This is a genomic window from Methylobacterium sp. B1 (genome assembly GCF_000333255.1).
In the GTDB taxonomy this organism is placed as follows: Bacteria; Pseudomonadota; Alphaproteobacteria; order Rhizobiales; family Beijerinckiaceae; genus Methylobacterium; species Methylobacterium fujisawaense.
Window position 1 is genome coordinate 1 of the sequence record NZ_BACT01000669.1, and the last position, 16,419, is coordinate 16,419.

Below are 16,419 nucleotides of genomic sequence, written 5' to 3' on the forward strand. Positions count from 1 at the left end.
GACAGGTTGCCGGCGACCGCCCCCGTCTCGGCGAAGGTGCCGAAGGTGGCGTAGCGGTTGTTCGTCAGGTTGGTGATCAGCCCGAAGATCTCCAGGTTCTTGGTGACCTGATACTTCGTCGTCAGGTTCATCACGTAGTAGGCCGGCAACTTGCGGTTCAGGTTCGATTCGTCGCCGCGGAAATAGGACGACGAGAAGGCCGAGACGTTGAGGCCGAAGCGCCAGTTCGGGGTGATGTTGTACTCGAAGCCCGCCTTGATCTGGTGATCGGGGATGAGCGGGATCTTGTCGCCCGGCCGCACCCGGATGCCGCCGTTCGGGATCACGTCGCCGCCCACGGCACCGCCGGTCGCCCCCGTGCTGGCCAGGGGGTTGTTGGGCGACGAGAGGGTCGCGTTGAACTGGAAGGTCGCGTCGACCAGGGCGTAGTTGGCGTAGACCAGCAGGTCGGGGGTGACGGCGTATTCGGCGCCGACCTCGATGCCCTGGCGCCGGGTCGCCGGGACGTTGATGTAGTAGGCCCTGGCGGCATTGCCGGCGACGGCGACCTGATAGAGGTCGTTGCTCAGGTCGGTGCGGTAGACGCCGGCCTTGTAGGTCAGGGCGCCGCCCGACAGGAAGCTCGGGATCACCCCGCGGAAGCCGGCCTCGTAGGTCCGGCCGGTGACCTGCTTGAGCGGCGGATCGGCCACCAGCGAGTTGGGCAGCAGGCAGGGCTGGGTCGGGCTGGAGCAGGACAGCTCCAGCGGGGTCGGGGCACGGTTCGATTCCGAATAGCTGCCGTAGAGGTTGACCGCCGGGTCGAACTGGTAGGTCAGGCCCGCGAGCGGGTTGACCTTGGTGTATTCGTGCACGCCGGTCACGTCCGGCGAGAAGCCGGTCTGGTCGCGCGTCTGGATGCGGGCGTAGTTGAGGCGGAAGCCGCCGGTCAGCGACAGACGGTCGGTGAGGTCCAGCGTGTCGGTGGCGTAGAGGCCGAGATACAGCGTCGAGCCGGTCACCGAGCTGGGCGCGAGGCCGATCGCCCCGAGGGTGCGGATGTCCGGCGTGCCGAGCCCCGGGATGGTGCCGTAATACGGGTTGTTCGGGTCGACGGTGATCGACAGGTTCGGATTGATCACGCCCAGCTGGCTGGACGACTTGAACGCGAAGGTTGAGGCGTCGACGCTGCCGCCGACCACGAAGGCGTTGTTCAGGCCGAAGATCCGGTCGCGGTTGGCCGCCTGCAGCGAGCCACCATACGACTCGGCCTCGGTCAGGGTCGTGTCGATCGTGCCGTAGGGGATGTTCCGCAGGAACGGGATCGTCCGGTTGTTCAGGCCCAGGATCGCGAACTGGTTGGCGTAGGCCCGGCGGGCCGCCACCTGGCTGGTGGGCGGCGCGTTCACGTTGAACGCGTCGTCCTGGTAGCAGAGCGAGCCCCGGAAGCTGCTGCGGCTGCTGCAATTCTCGAAGTTGCCCTGGTTGCCGTCGACGTAGTTCTCGCTGAAGCGCCGGTAGTAGGCGTTGCCGGCGAGATCCCAGGTCGGCGAGATGTCCACCCGGCCGGTCAGCTGGATCGTGCCGACCTGCGTCGTCTGGGTCTGCGGGTAGGTGAAGATCGCCCGCGGATCGCGGTGGGTGAAGTCCACCGGGGTCGCGGCGGCGGCGCCGTAGAAGCTGCGGGCGGCGAGCCCGATCAGGTGGAACTCCGAATCCTGGGAGCGGTAGCCGAGATCCGCGTAGAGGCGGCCGATCGTGCTCGGGCTCTGGTAGCGCCAGCCGCGGTCGTTCAGGCCGTCGCCCGTGAAATAGAAGCTCCAGGGGCCGGAGACCTTGCCGTATTCCAGGTAGCCGGCGGTGCGCGCGTCTGAGCCGCCCCAGGCCGAGATCTCGGTCCCCTGCCAGGTGAAGCCGTTCTTCATCTGGATGTTGACCGCGCCGCCGATGGCGTTGAGGCCGAAGACCGGGTTGCCGGTGACGACGTCGATCCGCTGGATCGCCTGCGGGGGGATCAGGTCGAAATTGACGACGTCGCCGAAGGCTTCGTTGATGCGCACGCCGTCTGATAGACGGCGAGCCCCTGCGGCACGCCCTGCACGGACGAGGCGGTGAAGCCGCGATAGCTGAGATCGACCGGGTTCGAATTGCCCTGCGAATCGTTGAGGTTCACGCCGGGCGTCTGCCGCGCCAGCGTGGCGATCACGTTGTCGGAGCCCCGGTCGATCTCGATCTGCCGCGCCGTGACGGTCTCGACGGTGCTGGGGATCTTGTTGAGCGGCTGCTCCGAGCCCCGAAGGCGCACCCCGCCGGCCGGAGCCGGCAGCGTCGGCGCGGTCTGGGCGAGGGTATCGAGGGTCTGGGCGCCGCTGGAATTGCCGCCGCCCGCCCCCACCGGCGACGTCGAGACGACGCTGATCTCACCGAGGGTGACGGCTTGTTGAGCCTGCGCGACACCGGGCAACAGGGCCACGGACGCGATCAAGCTGCCACGTAGGGCGTGCATATCTTCCCCCAACCTGAATTCAAGGCTCGCGCCGCTTCCCGTCGGCTGCGTGAGCGTCACTGATCTCGGGTCGGGTTCGGGTCGCAATTCACGTTTTGTTTAATCCCTGCCCGTGCCGGAAAAGACCATCGAATGACGCACAGTGTTGCGTAGATATAACATCATCGAACGATCGTCCGGGATCTTCGGGCATATTTGGAAGTAACTTCCAGGAATATTACGCAATCGGGAAGTTCGGCGACGGGCCATCGGGATGCCGGCCGGGACCGGCCCCCGTCGCCGCCTCCGGCTCACGGGGAGGCCAGCCGAACGGCCACCTCGTTCCTGCGCAGGAACGGGATCGCGAAGGGGGGATCGTATCCCATGACGAACGGCGCGCCCTCGGTTCTCCGTCCCGCCGCCGCCAGCACGTCGGCGAGGATGCGCGCCTGTGCGGCCCGCGCCTCCGGGGTGAGACGGCCGGAGAAGCGCAACGCCGCGATCCGTTCGGCCGGGATCTCGACCAGCCGGATCCCCGGCTCGATCGGCGCGGGCGCCCCGGCCGCCGCCACCGCGCGCGGCAGGAAGAAGCGCATCGTGCCGGCCCCGTCCTGCTCCACCGGGACCGTCATGGCGATGCGGTCGCCCCCCCGGTTCGCACCGGTGATGTAGCGGAACAGCCGGCCGAAGGCCTCGCCGTCGCCCTGGCCGCGGGAATCGGTCTCGACCGCCAGGCGCGGCGCGTAGGACCGGATCTCGACCCCGCGGTCGAGACGCTCGACCACCGTGTAGGCGGGCTGCTCGTAGAGCGCCCGCACGCCGAAGATCCCGAGCACCGATTCCACGAGGGTGACGAGCACGTACAGGACCCTGTCCATGGCGGAAGCTCCGGATGCGGGCGCGGGCGTCGCCCCGCGGTCCCGGGAACATGGCGTCGGGGGCGCCTGCCGCCGACCATCTGCGGCGTCAGGCCTCCATCAGGCCGGGGATGGCGCTGCGCAGGCGGAAGAAGCCGCGGTTCGCGAGGGGCCAAGCCCGCGAATCCCAGGGGCGGCGGACCCGGAGGCAATCCCGCGGCAGCACCTCCGCCGAGGGGCCTGCCGGCGCCCAGGCCGTCACCACGGGCAGGTCGCCGGCCCAGCCGTCCTGCACGGGCATGGCCGGGCAGCCGAACTGCGCCTGCGCCCGGGTCAGGGCATCCGCCAGCGCCGCCGCGTCGGCCGCGCGGACCCGGTCGACCGCCCCCTCCGCGTGGGCGAGAAGGCCGCCGACGCGGACCACGCGGGCCGGTCCGAGGGGAAGGCTCTCGGGATGAAGGTCGTCGAGGTGCAGCAGCAGGGCGATCGCCCCGTCCGGCGGGGTGTCGGCCGGGGCGAGGGGCACCTCCCGCGGGGGCATGTCCTCCTCCAGCGGCGCGGCCCCCTCGTCGAGCCCGGCGGGATCGTGGCGGCCCTCCGTGTACTGCCGGATGTTGTCGCGCCGGGCGCGGTAGGGCTTGCCCCGGGTGTGGAGGCCCGCGACCCACCGCCACGACAGGGTGTTGCTGGCCGGATCGCCGTCGAGCAGGTGGCGCAGGAACAGGTCGGCGCCCAGCTCCCAGGGCAGGCGCAGGGTGAAGATCCAGATCGAGGCGAACCACATGCGGGCATGGTTGTGCAGCCAGCCCTCCTCGGCGAGCTGGCCGGCCCAGGCGTCGAAGCCGTCGAGGCCCGTGCGCCCCGCGGCGGCCCGCTCGTAGGTCCGGCGCAGGCCGGGCTCGGCGGCAAGGCGCATCCGTGCGGCCGCCAGACCCTCCCGATAGCCGGTCCAGGCGCCGGGATGGGTTTCGAGGTGGCCCTTGAAGTAGGTCCGCCAGAACACCTCGGAGACGAAACGCTCCGCGCCCGAGATGCCGAAGGCGCTCTGCGCGGCCCGGGCGACCTCCTCCTCGGTGAGCAGCCGGCGGCGCAGGTAGGGCGACAGAACCGACGTCGTCGGCGTCGCACCGGGGCCGCGATCCGTGTTCCGGGACGCCGCGTAGGCGGCGCCGGGACCGGTCAGGAATGTCGCCAGGGCCTCGAGGCCGGCGGCGCGGGTCATGGGGCGCGAAGGGGGCATGACCCTGATCTAGGCCCCGTGCCGCGATTGGCAGCTGCGCGAAAGCGCGGATCCCCCATCTCGGCCCGGGCGTGGGTGTAGCCGGAGGCCGGCACCACCGGCAGGGCCAGACACCCCGCTCCGGTCGCAGCGCCGACTGCCGGGGGCAGCCTTTCGCCGACGTGGACCGTCCGATGGCCACGGCCCGGGTCGAGGACGCCTCAGGCGCTCCGGTCGCGGCCCGAGATCAGGCGGAGCTGCGCCGGCGGGCGGGCCGCCAGGGCGGCGGCGACCTTGCCCTCGAGCTCGCCGACCCGGAACGGCTTCAGCACCATCGCGTCGCTGCCGACGGCCCCGGCCTTCGTCAGGGCGGTGGTGTCGGCAAAGCCGGTGACGAACAGCACCGGCAGCGTCGGCCAGCGCTTCCGGATCTCCAGAGCCGTCTCGGCTCCATTCATGCCGGGCATGGCGAAATCCATCACGACGAGGTCGACGCCCGGATCCGCTTCGAGGGCCGCCAGGGCCTGCAGGCCGGAGGCCGCCTCGCGCACCGCGTAGCCGGCCTCGGTCAGGCGGGTCGTCGTCACCTCGCGCACCTCGGCGTCGTCGTCTACCACCAAGAGCCGGGGGCCGCTTCCGGGCGGATGCATCCGCGCGGCCTCGGCCGCGGCGGCATTGCGGGGTGCGTCCCCCTTCGCCTCCGCGGCCCGGGGCAGGTAGACCTTGATCGAGGTGCCCTCGCCGGCGACCGTGTCGATGCGGATGCCGCCGCCGGACTGCTTGACGAAGCCGTAGACCTGGGCGAGCCCGAGACCCGACCCCTTGCCGACCTCCTTGGTGGTGAAGAACGGCTCGAACACCCGGGCCAGCACGTCCGGCGTCATCCCGGTGCCGGTATCGCTCACCGCCACCATGACGTAGGCGCCGGGCGCCGGCTGTTCGGGCCGCGTCGGCGCCCCGGTGACGCTGACATTGGCGGTCTCGATGGCGAGCCGGCCGCCCACCGCCATCGCGTCGCGGGCGTTGATGGCGAGGTTGAGGATCACGAGCTCGATCTGGGTGGCGTCGACCAGGGCCGGCCACAGATCGGGCTGGAGCGCGGTCTCGATGCGAACCGCGCCGCCGATCGAACTCTGCAGCAGGTCGCGCATCGAGGCGACCGTCTGGTTCAGGCTGACCGGGGTGGGTTCCAGGCGCTGGCGCCGGGAGAAGGCGAGGAGCTGTGCCGTGAGCCGGGCGGCGCGCTCGGCGGCCCCGCGCATCATGTCGAGGCGGCGCTTCGAGCGGGCGTCGGAGACGGCGCGCTCCAGGAACTCGATGTTGCCGGCGATCACCGTGAGCAGGTTGTTGAAGTCGTGCGCGACGCCGCTCGTGAGCTGCCCGACCGCGTCCAGGCGCTGGGCGAGCCGCAGGGCGTCCTCCGCCCGTTCGCGTTCGACGATCTGAGCCTGCAGAGCGTCGTTCGCCGCGGCGAGTTCCCGGGTGCGCTCGGCGATGCGCGCCTCCAGGGTCTCGTTGAGCGCCTGCAGGGCGGCCTCGGCTTCGCGCTTCTCGGCGCGCGCCCGCGCCTCGGCCAGCGCCCGGACGATGGTGCGCGGCATCCGGTCGAGGCGCTGCTTGACGACGTAGTCGGTGGCGCCGTTCTTCAGGGCCTCGACGGCCACGTCCTCGCCCAGCGTGCCCGAGCAGAAGATGAACGGGGTGTCCGGGCATTGCGCCCGGGCGATGCCGAGGGCGCTCACCCCGTCGAAGGTCGGCAGGACGTAGTCCGCCAGGATCAGATCGTACCGGCCGGGCACCGCCGCGCGGGCGAAGGCGTCGCGCGTCATCACCCGCTCGATCTCGACCGGATGCCCGAGCGTCTCCAGCTCGGCCTCGATCAGCTCGGCGTCGAGATCGCTGTCCTCCAGATGCAGGATGCGCAGCGGGCCCGCGGAACGTCCGATCACGCGTTCGATGGCCAGCCTCCCCGGTATGGCGGCGGCTCGTTGAGGAGGGCCCAGAACACCCCGATCTCCTTGATCGCGGCGAAGAACTCCTCGAAGCCCACGGGCTTCACCACGAAGGCGTTCACCCCGAGGTCGTAGGAGCGCACCAGGTCGGTCTCCTCGCGGGACGAGGTCAGCATGACCACGGGCGTCTTGCGGGTGACCGGGTCGCCCTTGATCTTGGCGAGCACCTCCAGGCCGTCGACCTTGGGAAGCTTCAGGTCGAGCAGGACCACGGCGGGATCCTGGGCCTGCCGCTTCTCGTGGGCGCCGCGGCAGTAGATGAAGTCGAGGGCCTCGGCGCCGTCGCGGCAGATGACGATCTCGTTGGCGAGCTGGCTCGATTCGAGGGCCGCGAGCGTCAGCTCGATGTCGTTCGGATTGTCCTCGACCAGGAGGATGGGTTTCAGTCCTGCCATCTCAGTGCGCCTCCTCCCGGATGGGCAGGGTGAAGTAGAATGTGGCGCCCCGGCCGAGCGTTCCCTCGGCCCAGGTCCGCCCGCCGTGGCGCTCGACGATGCGCCGGACGTTGGCGAGACCGATGCCGGTGCCCTCGAACTCCTCGACCCGGTGCAGCCGCTGGAAGACGCCGAACAGCTTGTCGACATAGGCCATGTCGAAGCCGGCGCCGTTGTCGCGGACGTAGTAGACCGCCTCCCCGTCCCGGGGCGGCAGGCTGCCCACGGCGATCACCGCCTCCGCGGTGTCGCGGGTGTACTTCACGGCGTTCGACAGCAGGTTCTCGAGGACGAGCCGCAGCATCACCGGATCGGCATAGGCGCGGCCGAGCGGGGCGATCTCCCAGCGGATGGTCCGGTCGGGGGTGACGTCGCGCAGGACCTTGCGGCGGACTTCCTCGACCAGGGCGTTCATGTCGCCCCAGACCTTGTTCAGGGCGTGCCGGCCCATCTGCGAGAAGCTCAGGAGGCTGTCGACCAGGGTTCCGGCCGAGAAGGCCGCCTCGATGATCGTCTCCACGTAGTGCCGGCCCTTGTCGGACAGTTGGGCCCCCTCGCGGGTCTTGAGCAGGTTCGCGTAGCCGACGATGTGGCGGAAGGGCGCGCGCAGGTCGTGGCTGACCGAGTACGAGAAGGCCTCCAGCTCCTTGTTCGTGCGCTGCAGCTCCTCGCTCATGGCGGCGAGTTCCTCCGCCCGGCGCAGCACGATGCCGAGCACCGAGGCGCGCAGGTCCTTGGCGGCCTCCACCTCCGGGTCGGACCAGGGCAGGGAGCGGCCCTTCACGGTTTCCTTCCAGATCTCGAACGACTTGCGCGGGTGCAGCCGGTCCGGGCCGCCGTCCGGATCGGGTTCGACGGCCTTCACGGGATTGCCGCCCCACTTCACCGTCCGCACGACCTCGGGTCTGAACCAGAGGATGTAACTCGCGTATTTCTTCGAGACCGAGACCGCCAGGAGACCGCTCGCCCGCCCGGCGAAGGCCGCGGCCGCCGGAAACGCCTCCGACAGGGCTTCGGAGACGAAGACCTCCTCGGCCTCCTCGCGCGCGGACAGCCACCGGTACAGGCCACGGATCTCGCGCTCGGTCGGCGTGGCCCCGAGCAGCCGGCAGCGGTCCGCCGTCACCACCGCGGCGCCGGTCGCGTCCACCAGGGCCAGGACGTCGTCGGGATGGTTGAGCAGGCCGTCGACGAAGCTGTCCTCCTCGGCCATGAAGCCGAGGAGGCGCGCCTGCACGGCGCCCAGGGCCAGACGCCTCTCGGACTGGGCGCCGCGCTCGCGGGCCGAGAGCTGCAGCGCGAAGATCTGGGTGAGCACGTCGCAGGCGTTGCGCGCCTGGAGGGGCACGCGCTTGGGCGCGCGGTTGTGGCAGGAGATCAGGCCCCAGAGCGCGCCGTCGACGAGGATCGATACCGACATGGACGCCATCGTGCCCATGTTGCGCATGTACTCGACATGGACCGGCGAGACCGAGCGCAGCACCGACTGGCTGAGGTCCAGGGGCCGGCCGGACGGCGTGGTGGCCGGCCGGATCGGCACGGGGACGTAGCCGGCATCGGGGATGATGCGCAGGCGGTTCCGGCGGTAGAGTTCGCGCGCCTGGACGGGGATGTCGGAGGCCGGGAAGCGCAGGTCGAGGTAGGAGGGCAGGACGCCGTTCCCGGCCTCCGCCAGCACCGTCCCGTGCCAGTCGCGGTCGAACCGGTAGACCAGGGCGCGGTCGAGACCGGTGATCTGGCGGATGTCCTCGGCGACGAACCGGCAGAGGTCCTCGACGGTTCTGGCGGTGTGCAGGCGTTCGACGAAGGCGCGCAGGCGCGGCGTGAGCAGGTCGACGCCGATGTCGGCGGCGGCCGCGTCGATCTCCTCCAGTTCCACCACCACAAGGTCATCGACCCGGTGGGCCGCCACCTCGTAGGCTTGGCGCCCGCTGCCGGTCTCCAGCGTGACGGTGCGAAGATAGAGGGCCCCGTCCTGGGTCTCCGCCGCCGCCAGATGGTGCCGGACGACGGCCGCAAGGTCGGGCAGAGCCGCGTCGAGGATGGTCCCGACCGCCGCCGCCGCTGGGGCGTTGGCGCTCGCCTGGACGATGGCGAGGGACCGGGCGTCGAGCCCGAGCAGGAATCCGTGCGGCTGGACGCTGCCGACGATATGGATGGGCTCGCGATCGCACGCAGTCACATCAAGACGCTGAGCCGCGCCGCTTCGTAGGTTCAAGCCGGGGTTCGCCTCCTCACCGGGTCGGCCGCAAAACTTAAAGCGTGTTAACAGCCGAACCGTGCCGCTCCTATAGGGCTAAAGGATTGGCACAGGCGGCTTAACCGTCCGCGCGGGAGGCCGGTGCCGGGTGGCCGAAGGGCACGGCGACCGGATCCGCCATGTGCGCGCGACGCCAGGTCGCACGACGGGGCCGGGCGGCGCGCCGGGAGCCTAGAGCGGAACCCAGGCGGCGAGGGCGATCAGGACCAGGGGCATCGCCACCAGGGCCAGCACGGTCTGCGCCGCCGTGATCCCCGCCATCAGGGGGGCGTCCCCGCCGAGCTGCCGGGCCAGGATGTAGGCGGAGGAGGCGGTGGGCAGGACCTGGAAGAGCAGGGCGGTGGTCAGCGCCGGGCCGTGCAGCCCGAGGCACAGGGCCGCCAGAGCCGTCGCCGCCGGCATGGCGATGAACTTCATCGTCGAGGCGGCGAGCACGGGCCCCGCCCAGTGCCGGGCGGTGCCGAAGTCGAGCGCCGCGCCGACGCAGAGCAGGCCGAGGGGCAGCGACGCGGCCCCGAGGGCCCGCAGGGCCGGTTCCAGCCCCGGCGGAATACCGAGGCCGAGGCCCTGGACCAGGATTCCGCCGAGCGAGGACACCACCAGCGGGTTGGTGGCCAGTTGCCGGGCGATGCCGCGCGGCGTCAGCCGCACCGTGCCGTGCCGGGCGAAGACCAGCACGCAGAGGATGTTGACGGTGGGCACGATCGCCGCGTTGCAGATGGCCGCCAGCGCGATGCCCTGCGGCCCGAACAATCCGGCGGCCAGCGTCACCCCGACATAGTTGTTGAAGCGGACACTGCCCTGGAACACCGAGGTGAAGGCCGGTCCGTCGAGCCTCAGGCACGGCCTCAGGACGATCACGAGGACCGCGACGGCGAGGGTCGACAGGATCAGCGTCAGCGCGAGGGCGCCGACCGGCACGGCCTCGATCCGCGCCGTCGCGAGGCCGTGGAAGAACAGGCTCGGCAGCAGCACGAAGTAGCCCAGCCGCTCGGCCTGCGGCCAGAAGCCCTCGGCCAGGAAACCACGCCGCCGCAGGGCCAGTCCCAGCGCGGTCAGGATCACGATCGGCAACAGGGCGAGCAGCACCGCGCCGGTCACGGGAGAGGGTCCAAGGCGGTGTCGCTTTCAGCTGCGCCGGTCAGGTGCGCCGCGGCGCTGGCGGGACGGCCATGCCGTCAGCCGCGCCCCAGCATGTAGAATTCCGGGTTGGGCCGCAGGCTGGTCACGTTCGCCAGCCGGTTCGACAGGCCGAAGAAGGCCGCGATGGCGGCGATATCCCAGGCATCCGCGTCGTCGAAGCCGTGCGCCCCGAGCGTTTCGAACGCGGCCTCCCCCACGAGATGCGCGGACTGGCTGACCAGCATGGCGAAATCGAGCATCGCCTTCTGCCGATCGGTGAGGTCGGCCTTGCGGTAGTTGATCGCGACCTGATCGGCGATCAGCGGGTCCTTGGCGCGGATCCGGAGGATCGCACCGTGGGCGATCACGCAGTACTGGCACTGGTTCATGGCCGAGGTCGCCACGACGATCATCTCGCGCTCGGCCTTGGTCAGGTTGCCCGGCTTGTCCATGAGGGCGTCGTGATACGCGAAGAAGGCTCGGAATTCCTCCGGGCGATGGGCGAGCACCAGGAACACGTTCGGGACGAAGCCGGACTTTTCCTGCACCGCCTCGATCCGCGCGCGGATGTCGGCCGGCAGATCCTCCAGGCGGGGGATCGGGAAGCGGCCGATCGGGGCGTGTGCGGCTGACATGGGCGCGCTCCTCGCGGATCGAGCCGGCGCCCGAGGCCGCCGGCCGTCCTGCGCAGGCGATAGACCGAACGGTCTCCTCAGCGCAATCGATCGCGGCCGCGCGCACCGGACTGGCCGCTTCCGATCGAGACCGGGTGAAACGTGGGTCCCGGGATCGGTCTCGCAGGGATGCCGTCGTGCGACGATCGCGGGATGCTGTGCGGCGCTCCCGCTCGTCGGGGCTGCCGGCATGCGTCACCGCGAAGATCCGGCCGACGGCACGATCGCGCGACGCAGCCTTGACCGGGCGGCAAGGAGCGGCAGCCGGTGCCCCTCGATCATCGACAGTTCGTTGAGCGATGCCTTTCTGTTTTGGCAAATAAATCTGTCAACGAAACCGTCCGACAGATCATGGAGAACGATCTCCGGGAATCAATGTCCGGTGGTTTCGCCGCGTGCCCCTGTATCGCGCGCCCGGGTCGGGGGACGACATCCGCCAGGCCGGGCACACGGGTGCGCAGGCGACGCCGACGGCAGCGTTTTCACTCCGCCTCGACCCTGCGCGGGCCTCACGGTCGGCCTCAACTCTGCCCGAAAGCTTTCGTTCGGTCCGCCGACGATCCGGTGACCCGGGCTCCCGGCCCTGGCCCGTTCCGGGATGTGGCGGCGCGCTGGAGGGAGGATGTTGTGCTGCGACGGAAGACGCCTCCGCCGAAGCGATCACGGCCGGCAGGCGGCGGATCGATGCCCGGTCCCGCCCGGGCTTCCGGTCAGGCCTCGCCGAGAGCGGCGTTCGCGGAGCGCCCCACCTTCCGGCCGCGGCGATGGCGGGCCGCGTGCCCCGTGCTGGCGCTCGGCTTCGGCCTGAGCGCGGGCGCGTCCGCCGCGCAGGCGGCTCCGGATTGCGCCGGGAGCCGGAGCCGGGTCGAGACGCTGATCTGTGCCGACCCCGCTCTGACGAGGCTGGACGACGAACTCAGGCGCCTGTTCGACAGGATCGCCGCGGAGACACGTGGGATCGACGGAGAGACCGGCCGGGCGATCGACACCGTCGGTGCGGACCACGCACGCTGGCGCACGCGGATCCGCGATGCCTGCCCGGATGCCGCCTGCCTGGCGCGGGTCTATACCGCGCGGATCGCGCAGGTCCGGCGCGACTGGAGCGGGGCGCTGTCGGACACATCCGCGCTCCGGCACGTGGTCAATGCCCGTTTCGGCTTCTCCATCGACGTTCCCGCCGACCTCGTCGCGGAGCCGCCGCCCGACAACGGCGACGGGCAGGCCTTCCATTCGGCCGACGGCCATCTGCACCTGACGGTGTCGGGCCTGAACGACGGGCTCGACCAGGATCTCGACGCCGTCGTGGCCGCGGACCGGAAGACCTGCCTGCGGCAACCGCCCGAATACGGGGCGCGCAAGCCCGGCTGGATCGTGTTTTCCTGCACGACCGCCGACGGCATCCTGTACCGGAAGACCCTCCGGGCGGGCGGGCGCGGCGGCGCCTTCGTCACCCTGCGCATCCGCTATCCCGTGGCCGAGCGGGCGCGCCGGCAGGCGGCCGTCACCACGGCCGCGACCTCGCTGCGGCTGACGGAACCGGGCCGGGACAGCCGCTGACGGCGCCCCCGATCACCGCGAGAAGGTCGTGGCCGTCTGCGCGGTCGAGACCATCGTGTTGTAGTCGTTCACGATCCAGGTCACGTCGCGCCCGGCGCCGCGGCGGGCATCCCCCTTGGCCTTGGCGAGCTTGGCGTCGAATTCGCGCAGCTTGCCGAGCAATGCGCGCGGCCGGCTCTCGAACACGTGGAAGGCGTTCGGGTTGGCGGCGCTGTACCCGTCCAGGTCCTTCACGGCGACGGCGTAGCGCCCGAGCGCGGCCTCGAAGGCCGCCATGTCGACGACCGGCTTGGCGTCGGTGGGCAGCAGGTCCATGACCTTGCGCGCCTCGGTCATCACGTTCGCGACGTGCCAGCGCGCCTTGCGGCCCTCCCGCGCCTCGATGGCGGCGAGTTCCAGCGCGTCGCTCTTCTCCTTCTCGACCCGCAGCGCGGCGTCGACCTGGGCGCGCGCCGCCAGGAAGGCCGGCCCCGCGACGGCGAGCTTGGCGTGGAGCGCCTTGCCCTGCTCCATCTTGTCCGCGCGGTAATCCTGCCGCTCGTAATAGCCCTCCGCCTCGGTGATCGTCGGCGCGAGGGCCTGGTAGGCGGCGATGTAGCGCGTCATGGCGCCGTCGAGGTTCGGCATCGCGGGCGGCTGCGCCGTCGCGGCCTCCGCCTTCGCGATCTCGCCGCGGACATCGTAGAGCCCGTAGAGGCCGTAGATGATCCGCTCGCGGCCGGTCGGGCCGGTCTTCATGTTGACCCAGCTCTGATAGCGGCTGAGCGATTCCTGCGCCCGCAGGGTGCGGTTGAGGAGCCCGACATAGGCGTTGAGCTTGCGGATCGTCTCCTGCGCGGGATCGACATCGGGCTTGGACGCCTGACCCGCCGGGGCGGGGGCGGAGGTAGGGGCCTGTGCGCGAGCCGGGGCGGCGGCGAGCAGCGTCGTCAGAACCAGCCACGTGGTCGCTGTCAGGGTCCTCGTTCTCATGGGCGCGGGGGATCCTCCGGATTCGTTCAGCCCGTGTAGCCGGCGCCCGGCGTGAAGACCAGATGCGATAACCGGTGTCATCCGTCCAGTAGAGACCCTGTCACGGACAACGGCATTGCATTGCGCAAAATCGAAGATTGCATGATTGATCATGGATGTGGAGACGATGGTCTCGCCGGACGCGACCGATTCAGCCTTCGGACGCACAGCGCCGCTTGAACCGGGCGGCGCATGCGGATGTCAGGATTTGCGCCGGGGCGGGCCACGACAGGCCGGACGTTGCTCGATATACCGCGCGCGGACGGGCCATCGACGAACCCGGATCGGTGCGGTCCCGTCTCGTCCCGCGGAGGCGGATCGGATAGAGGATCGGACGATGCTCGACGGCCATCCCCGCATCCTGGCTGACCTGCGTGCCCGGCTGGCCGAGCCGCAGCGCGTCTATCACGGCCAGGCGCATATCGACGCGCTCCTGGAGGCGTTTCGCGCCCACCGCGCGACCGTCCGGAATCCCGACGCGGTGGAAGTGGCGATCTGGTTCCACGACGCCGTCTACCAGCCGGGCGCCCCGGACAACGAGCGCCGCAGCGCCGCGCTCCTGCGGGTGCTGCTGGAGGGCGCGGTCCCGGCACCCACGCTGGCGGCGGCCGAGACGATGATCCTGGCGACCGAGCGGCACGCCGTCCCGGACGGTCTCCCGGCCGCGCTCGCCGCGGACGTCGCGCTCTTCCTCGATCTGGACATGGCGATCCTCGGGGCGGCCCGAGCCGCCTATGACGGCTACGCCGCGGGCGTGGCGCGGGAATTCGTCCCGGTCGTGGGCGAGGCCGCCTACCGGCAGGGGCGCGCGGCCTTCCTGCGGGGGGCCCTCGCATCCGGCCGGCCGCTGTTCGTCACCGACCGGGCCCGGGCGGAGCTGGAGGGGCCGGCGCGGTCGAACATGCGGCGGGAACTCGCGGCGCTGGGCCGGTGACCGGCGACCCGGGCCGCGGTCACGGCGCGATGAGGTGCGGGACGAACCGGGCCCGGTCGGTGGTGATGAGGCCGTCCGACTCGCGCAGGCACAGGCCGGCGGGTCGATCGCCGACCATCCAGCTGCCGACCAGCGCGCGGCGGCCCTCGAAATCGGGCAACGCGGCCAGGGCCTGCCGCACGAAGCCTTCGCCGCCATAGGGACCCTCGTCGCGCGCCGCGACGGCGCCGTCGCGCACGATCAGCACGTTGGCGCCCTCGCGCCCGCAGAGGGGCTTCCTCACGAAGCTCCGGCCCAGCGCGGCCTTGGCCGGGTCCTCCTCGAAATAGGTCGGCAGCAGGTTGGGATGGCCCGGCGCCATCGCCCAGAGATGCGCCAGCATCCCCTTGTTGGAGAGCACCGCCTTCCAGGGCGGCTCCAGGAACCGGGTCGATGCCGTGCCGACCGCGCGGCCGAACGGGTCGGCGAACATCCATTCCCACGGGTAGAGCTTGAACAGGCAGCCGATCGGGGCACCGGCCGCGTCCACGAAGCGCCCGTCCTCGGCGAGCCCGATCGCCTCGACCGGCAGGAAGGGGGCGGCGCGGCCGGCCTGGAGCGCGCAATCCTGGAGATAGGCCAGCGTCCCGCGATCCTCCGGCGCGTCGGGGAAGCCCGCGAAGGCGACGCCCTCCGGGGGCGCCACCACGGCGAAGCGCGCCACCAGCGCCTCGTGCAGGGTGTTGAACTGGTCGGCGCCGGCGGGAAGGCGTCCCCGGGCCAGCCCGTCCTCCAGCCACAGCCACTGGAAGACCGCGCTCTCGTAGAGCGCTGTCGGCGTGTCGGCGTTGTATTCGAGGAGCTTCGCCGGCCCGGTTCCCCCGTAGCTGAAGTCGAAGCGCCCATACAGGCTGGGGTCGCGCCGCTCCCAGCTCGCCCGGATCGCGTCCCAGGCATGCTCGGGGATCCGCAGCGCGGCGAGAATCGCTTCGTCGCGGACCGCCCGGTCCACGAAGGCGAGGCAGAGCTCGTGCAGCGCGGCGCTCGGCGCCTCGATGGCGTCCTCGATCTCGGCGAGGCTGAAGGCGTAGTAGGCGGTCTCATCCCAGTAGGGGGCGCCGTCGAACGTGTGGAAGGCGAAGCCGGCCCGCGCGGCGTGGAGCCGCCAGTCGGGCCGCTCCGGGATCGCCACCCGGCGCATCAGCCGCCTCCGAAACCGCCCGTGCGGCCGCCCGAGCCTCCGGAGAACGCCGTCGCCCGCCCGGTGCCGCCGAAGCCGCCGCGGCTGATCGTGCGCGGGGTCGTGCTCGTGGTGCGGGCGACCGAGGCGGGGACATGGACCCGCGAGACGCCGCCCGCATAGGCGACCCGGCCGCCCGTGCCGGTGCAGTAGCCGCCCCCATGTCCGGCCGTCCCCGCCTCCGCCGCGTCGCGCTCCTCTTCGGGGGCGTGCGGGTAGAGCGGCTGGACCGGCAGGTCCTGCGCGTCCGACCGCCCCATCAGGAAGGCGGCCATCACCGGCAGGTAGCGGCCGCGCGCGGCCTCCGTGACCGGCCCGCCCGGCGTGCAGCCGCCGGTCCCGTGGTGGCGCTGGCAATCGGCCTCGGTCTCGTAGCGCGGCGCCGTCGCCGCGTAGGCCTCCTGCGCGGTCTTGTAGGCGGCGATGCAGGCATCGGCGCTGCGCAGCTGCTGGGCGATGCAGGCGCCGAGCGTCCCGTAGACGAGCGCCTCCTCCTCCCGCTGGGACGGGTCGAGGCCGCCGAGGGTCAGGGCGGCCGCGCCGGCGCCCGCGACCAGAACCAGCGACACGGCGGCCGAGCGCTTGGAGCGGCGGGCGGCGGCGAAACCGGTTTCGGGCGCGCCGACGGCTGCGGGGGCGGGGGCGGTCTCCGTCAC

12 protein-coding genes and 1 pseudogene are annotated in these 16,419 nt (G+C 71.4%); 2 read left to right on the forward strand and 11 right to left on the reverse strand.

Features of this window, described 5'->3' with window-relative positions; genetic code table 11:
• The 8 genes and pseudogenes from I53_RS19725 to I53_RS19760 form a co-directional block, all read right to left on the reverse strand.
• Positions 1-2,485, reverse strand: a pseudogene (locus I53_RS19725) (TonB-dependent receptor); the annotation flags it as partial.
• A 290-nt stretch (positions 2,486-2,775) separates the two neighbouring features.
• Positions 2,776-3,342: a heme-binding protein gene (locus I53_RS19730; RefSeq protein WP_043353843.1), complete on the reverse strand. Its 567-nt coding sequence runs from the start codon at positions 3,340-3,342 to the stop codon at positions 2,776-2,778.
• Positions 3,343-3,430: 88 nt separating this feature from the next.
• The gene (locus I53_RS19735; protein WP_081948730.1) at positions 3,431-4,561 is read right to left on the reverse strand and encodes an FAD-binding domain-containing protein; all 1,131 of its coding nucleotides are present in this window, start codon (positions 4,559-4,561) and stop codon (positions 3,431-3,433) included.
• Positions 4,562-4,761: 200 nt separating this feature from the next.
• Positions 4,762-6,489, reverse strand: coding sequence for a response regulator (locus I53_RS19740; RefSeq protein ID WP_043353846.1), 1,728 nt, complete (start codon positions 6,487-6,489; stop codon positions 4,762-4,764).
• Complete coding sequence (locus tag I53_RS19745; RefSeq protein ID WP_043353847.1) at positions 6,486-6,947, reverse strand: response regulator; 462 nt, start codon at positions 6,945-6,947, stop codon at positions 6,486-6,488. Before I53_RS19745 ends, I53_RS19740 begins: the two co-directional genes overlap by 4 nt.
• A 1-nt stretch (position 6,948) precedes the next feature.
• Positions 6,949-9,204 (reverse strand): ATP-binding protein, encoded by a 2,256-nt coding sequence (locus I53_RS19750; RefSeq protein ID WP_043353849.1) that lies wholly within the window; start codon positions 9,202-9,204, stop codon positions 6,949-6,951.
• A 213-nt stretch (positions 9,205-9,417) separates the two neighbouring features.
• Positions 9,418-10,347: an AEC family transporter gene (locus tag I53_RS19755; protein ID WP_043353851.1), complete on the reverse strand. Its 930-nt coding sequence runs from the start codon at positions 10,345-10,347 to the stop codon at positions 9,418-9,420.
• A 77-nt stretch (positions 10,348-10,424) separates the two neighbouring features.
• Positions 10,425-11,003: a peroxidase-related enzyme gene (locus I53_RS19760; RefSeq protein ID WP_043353852.1), complete on the reverse strand. Its 579-nt coding sequence runs from the start codon at positions 11,001-11,003 to the stop codon at positions 10,425-10,427.
• An 822-nt stretch (positions 11,004-11,825) separates the two neighbouring features.
• Here I53_RS19760 and I53_RS34095 point away from each other — a divergent pair.
• Positions 11,826-12,599, forward strand: a complete 774-nt coding sequence (locus tag I53_RS34095) for a hypothetical protein (RefSeq protein WP_051044908.1) — start codon at positions 11,826-11,828, stop codon at positions 12,597-12,599.
• Positions 12,600-12,611: 12 nt separating this feature from the next.
• Here the strand turns inward: I53_RS34095 and I53_RS19770 are convergent, their stop codons facing one another.
• Positions 12,612-13,571: a YiiG family protein gene (locus I53_RS19770; RefSeq protein ID WP_051044909.1), complete on the reverse strand. Its 960-nt coding sequence runs from the start codon at positions 13,569-13,571 to the stop codon at positions 12,612-12,614.
• A 376-nt stretch (positions 13,572-13,947) separates the two neighbouring features.
• On the opposite strand from I53_RS19770, the gene I53_RS19775 reads away from it, so the two are divergent.
• On the forward strand, positions 13,948-14,544 hold the full coding sequence (locus tag I53_RS19775) for a hypothetical protein (RefSeq protein ID WP_043353854.1): 597 nt from the start codon (positions 13,948-13,950) through the stop codon (positions 14,542-14,544).
• A gap of 19 nt (positions 14,545-14,563) precedes the next feature.
• On the opposite strand, the gene I53_RS19780 is transcribed toward I53_RS19775, so the two are convergent.
• Complete coding sequence (locus tag I53_RS19780; protein ID WP_043353855.1) at positions 14,564-15,724, reverse strand: glutathionylspermidine synthase family protein; 1,161 nt, start codon at positions 15,722-15,724, stop codon at positions 14,564-14,566.
• Positions 15,724-16,419, reverse strand: coding sequence for a DUF1190 domain-containing protein (locus I53_RS19785; protein ID WP_043353857.1), 696 nt, complete (start codon positions 16,417-16,419; stop codon positions 15,724-15,726). The genes I53_RS19780 and I53_RS19785 overlap by 1 nt, the downstream gene beginning before the upstream one ends.

Coding starts and splice junctions, on each gene's coding strand:
- I53_RS19730 (WP_043353843.1), bottom strand. CDS start 3,342: ATGGACAGGGTCCTGTACGTGCTCGTCACCCTCGTGGAATCGGTGCTC.
- I53_RS19735 (WP_081948730.1), bottom strand. CDS start 4,561: ATGCCCCCTTCGCGCCCCATGACCCGCGCCGCCGGCCTCGAGGCCCTG.
- I53_RS19745 (WP_043353847.1), bottom strand. CDS start 6,947: ATGGCAGGACTGAAACCCATCCTCCTGGTCGAGGACAATCCGAACGAC.
- I53_RS19760 (WP_043353852.1), bottom strand. CDS start 11,003: ATGTCAGCCGCACACGCCCCGATCGGCCGCTTCCCGATCCCCCGCCTG.
- I53_RS19770 (WP_051044909.1), bottom strand. CDS start 13,571: ATGAGAACGAGGACCCTGACAGCGACCACGTGGCTGGTTCTGACGACG.
- I53_RS19775 (WP_043353854.1), top strand. CDS start 13,948: ATGCTCGACGGCCATCCCCGCATCCTGGCTGACCTGCGTGCCCGGCTG.
- I53_RS19780 (WP_043353855.1), bottom strand. CDS start 15,724: ATGCGCCGGGTGGCGATCCCGGAGCGGCCCGACTGGCGGCTCCACGCC.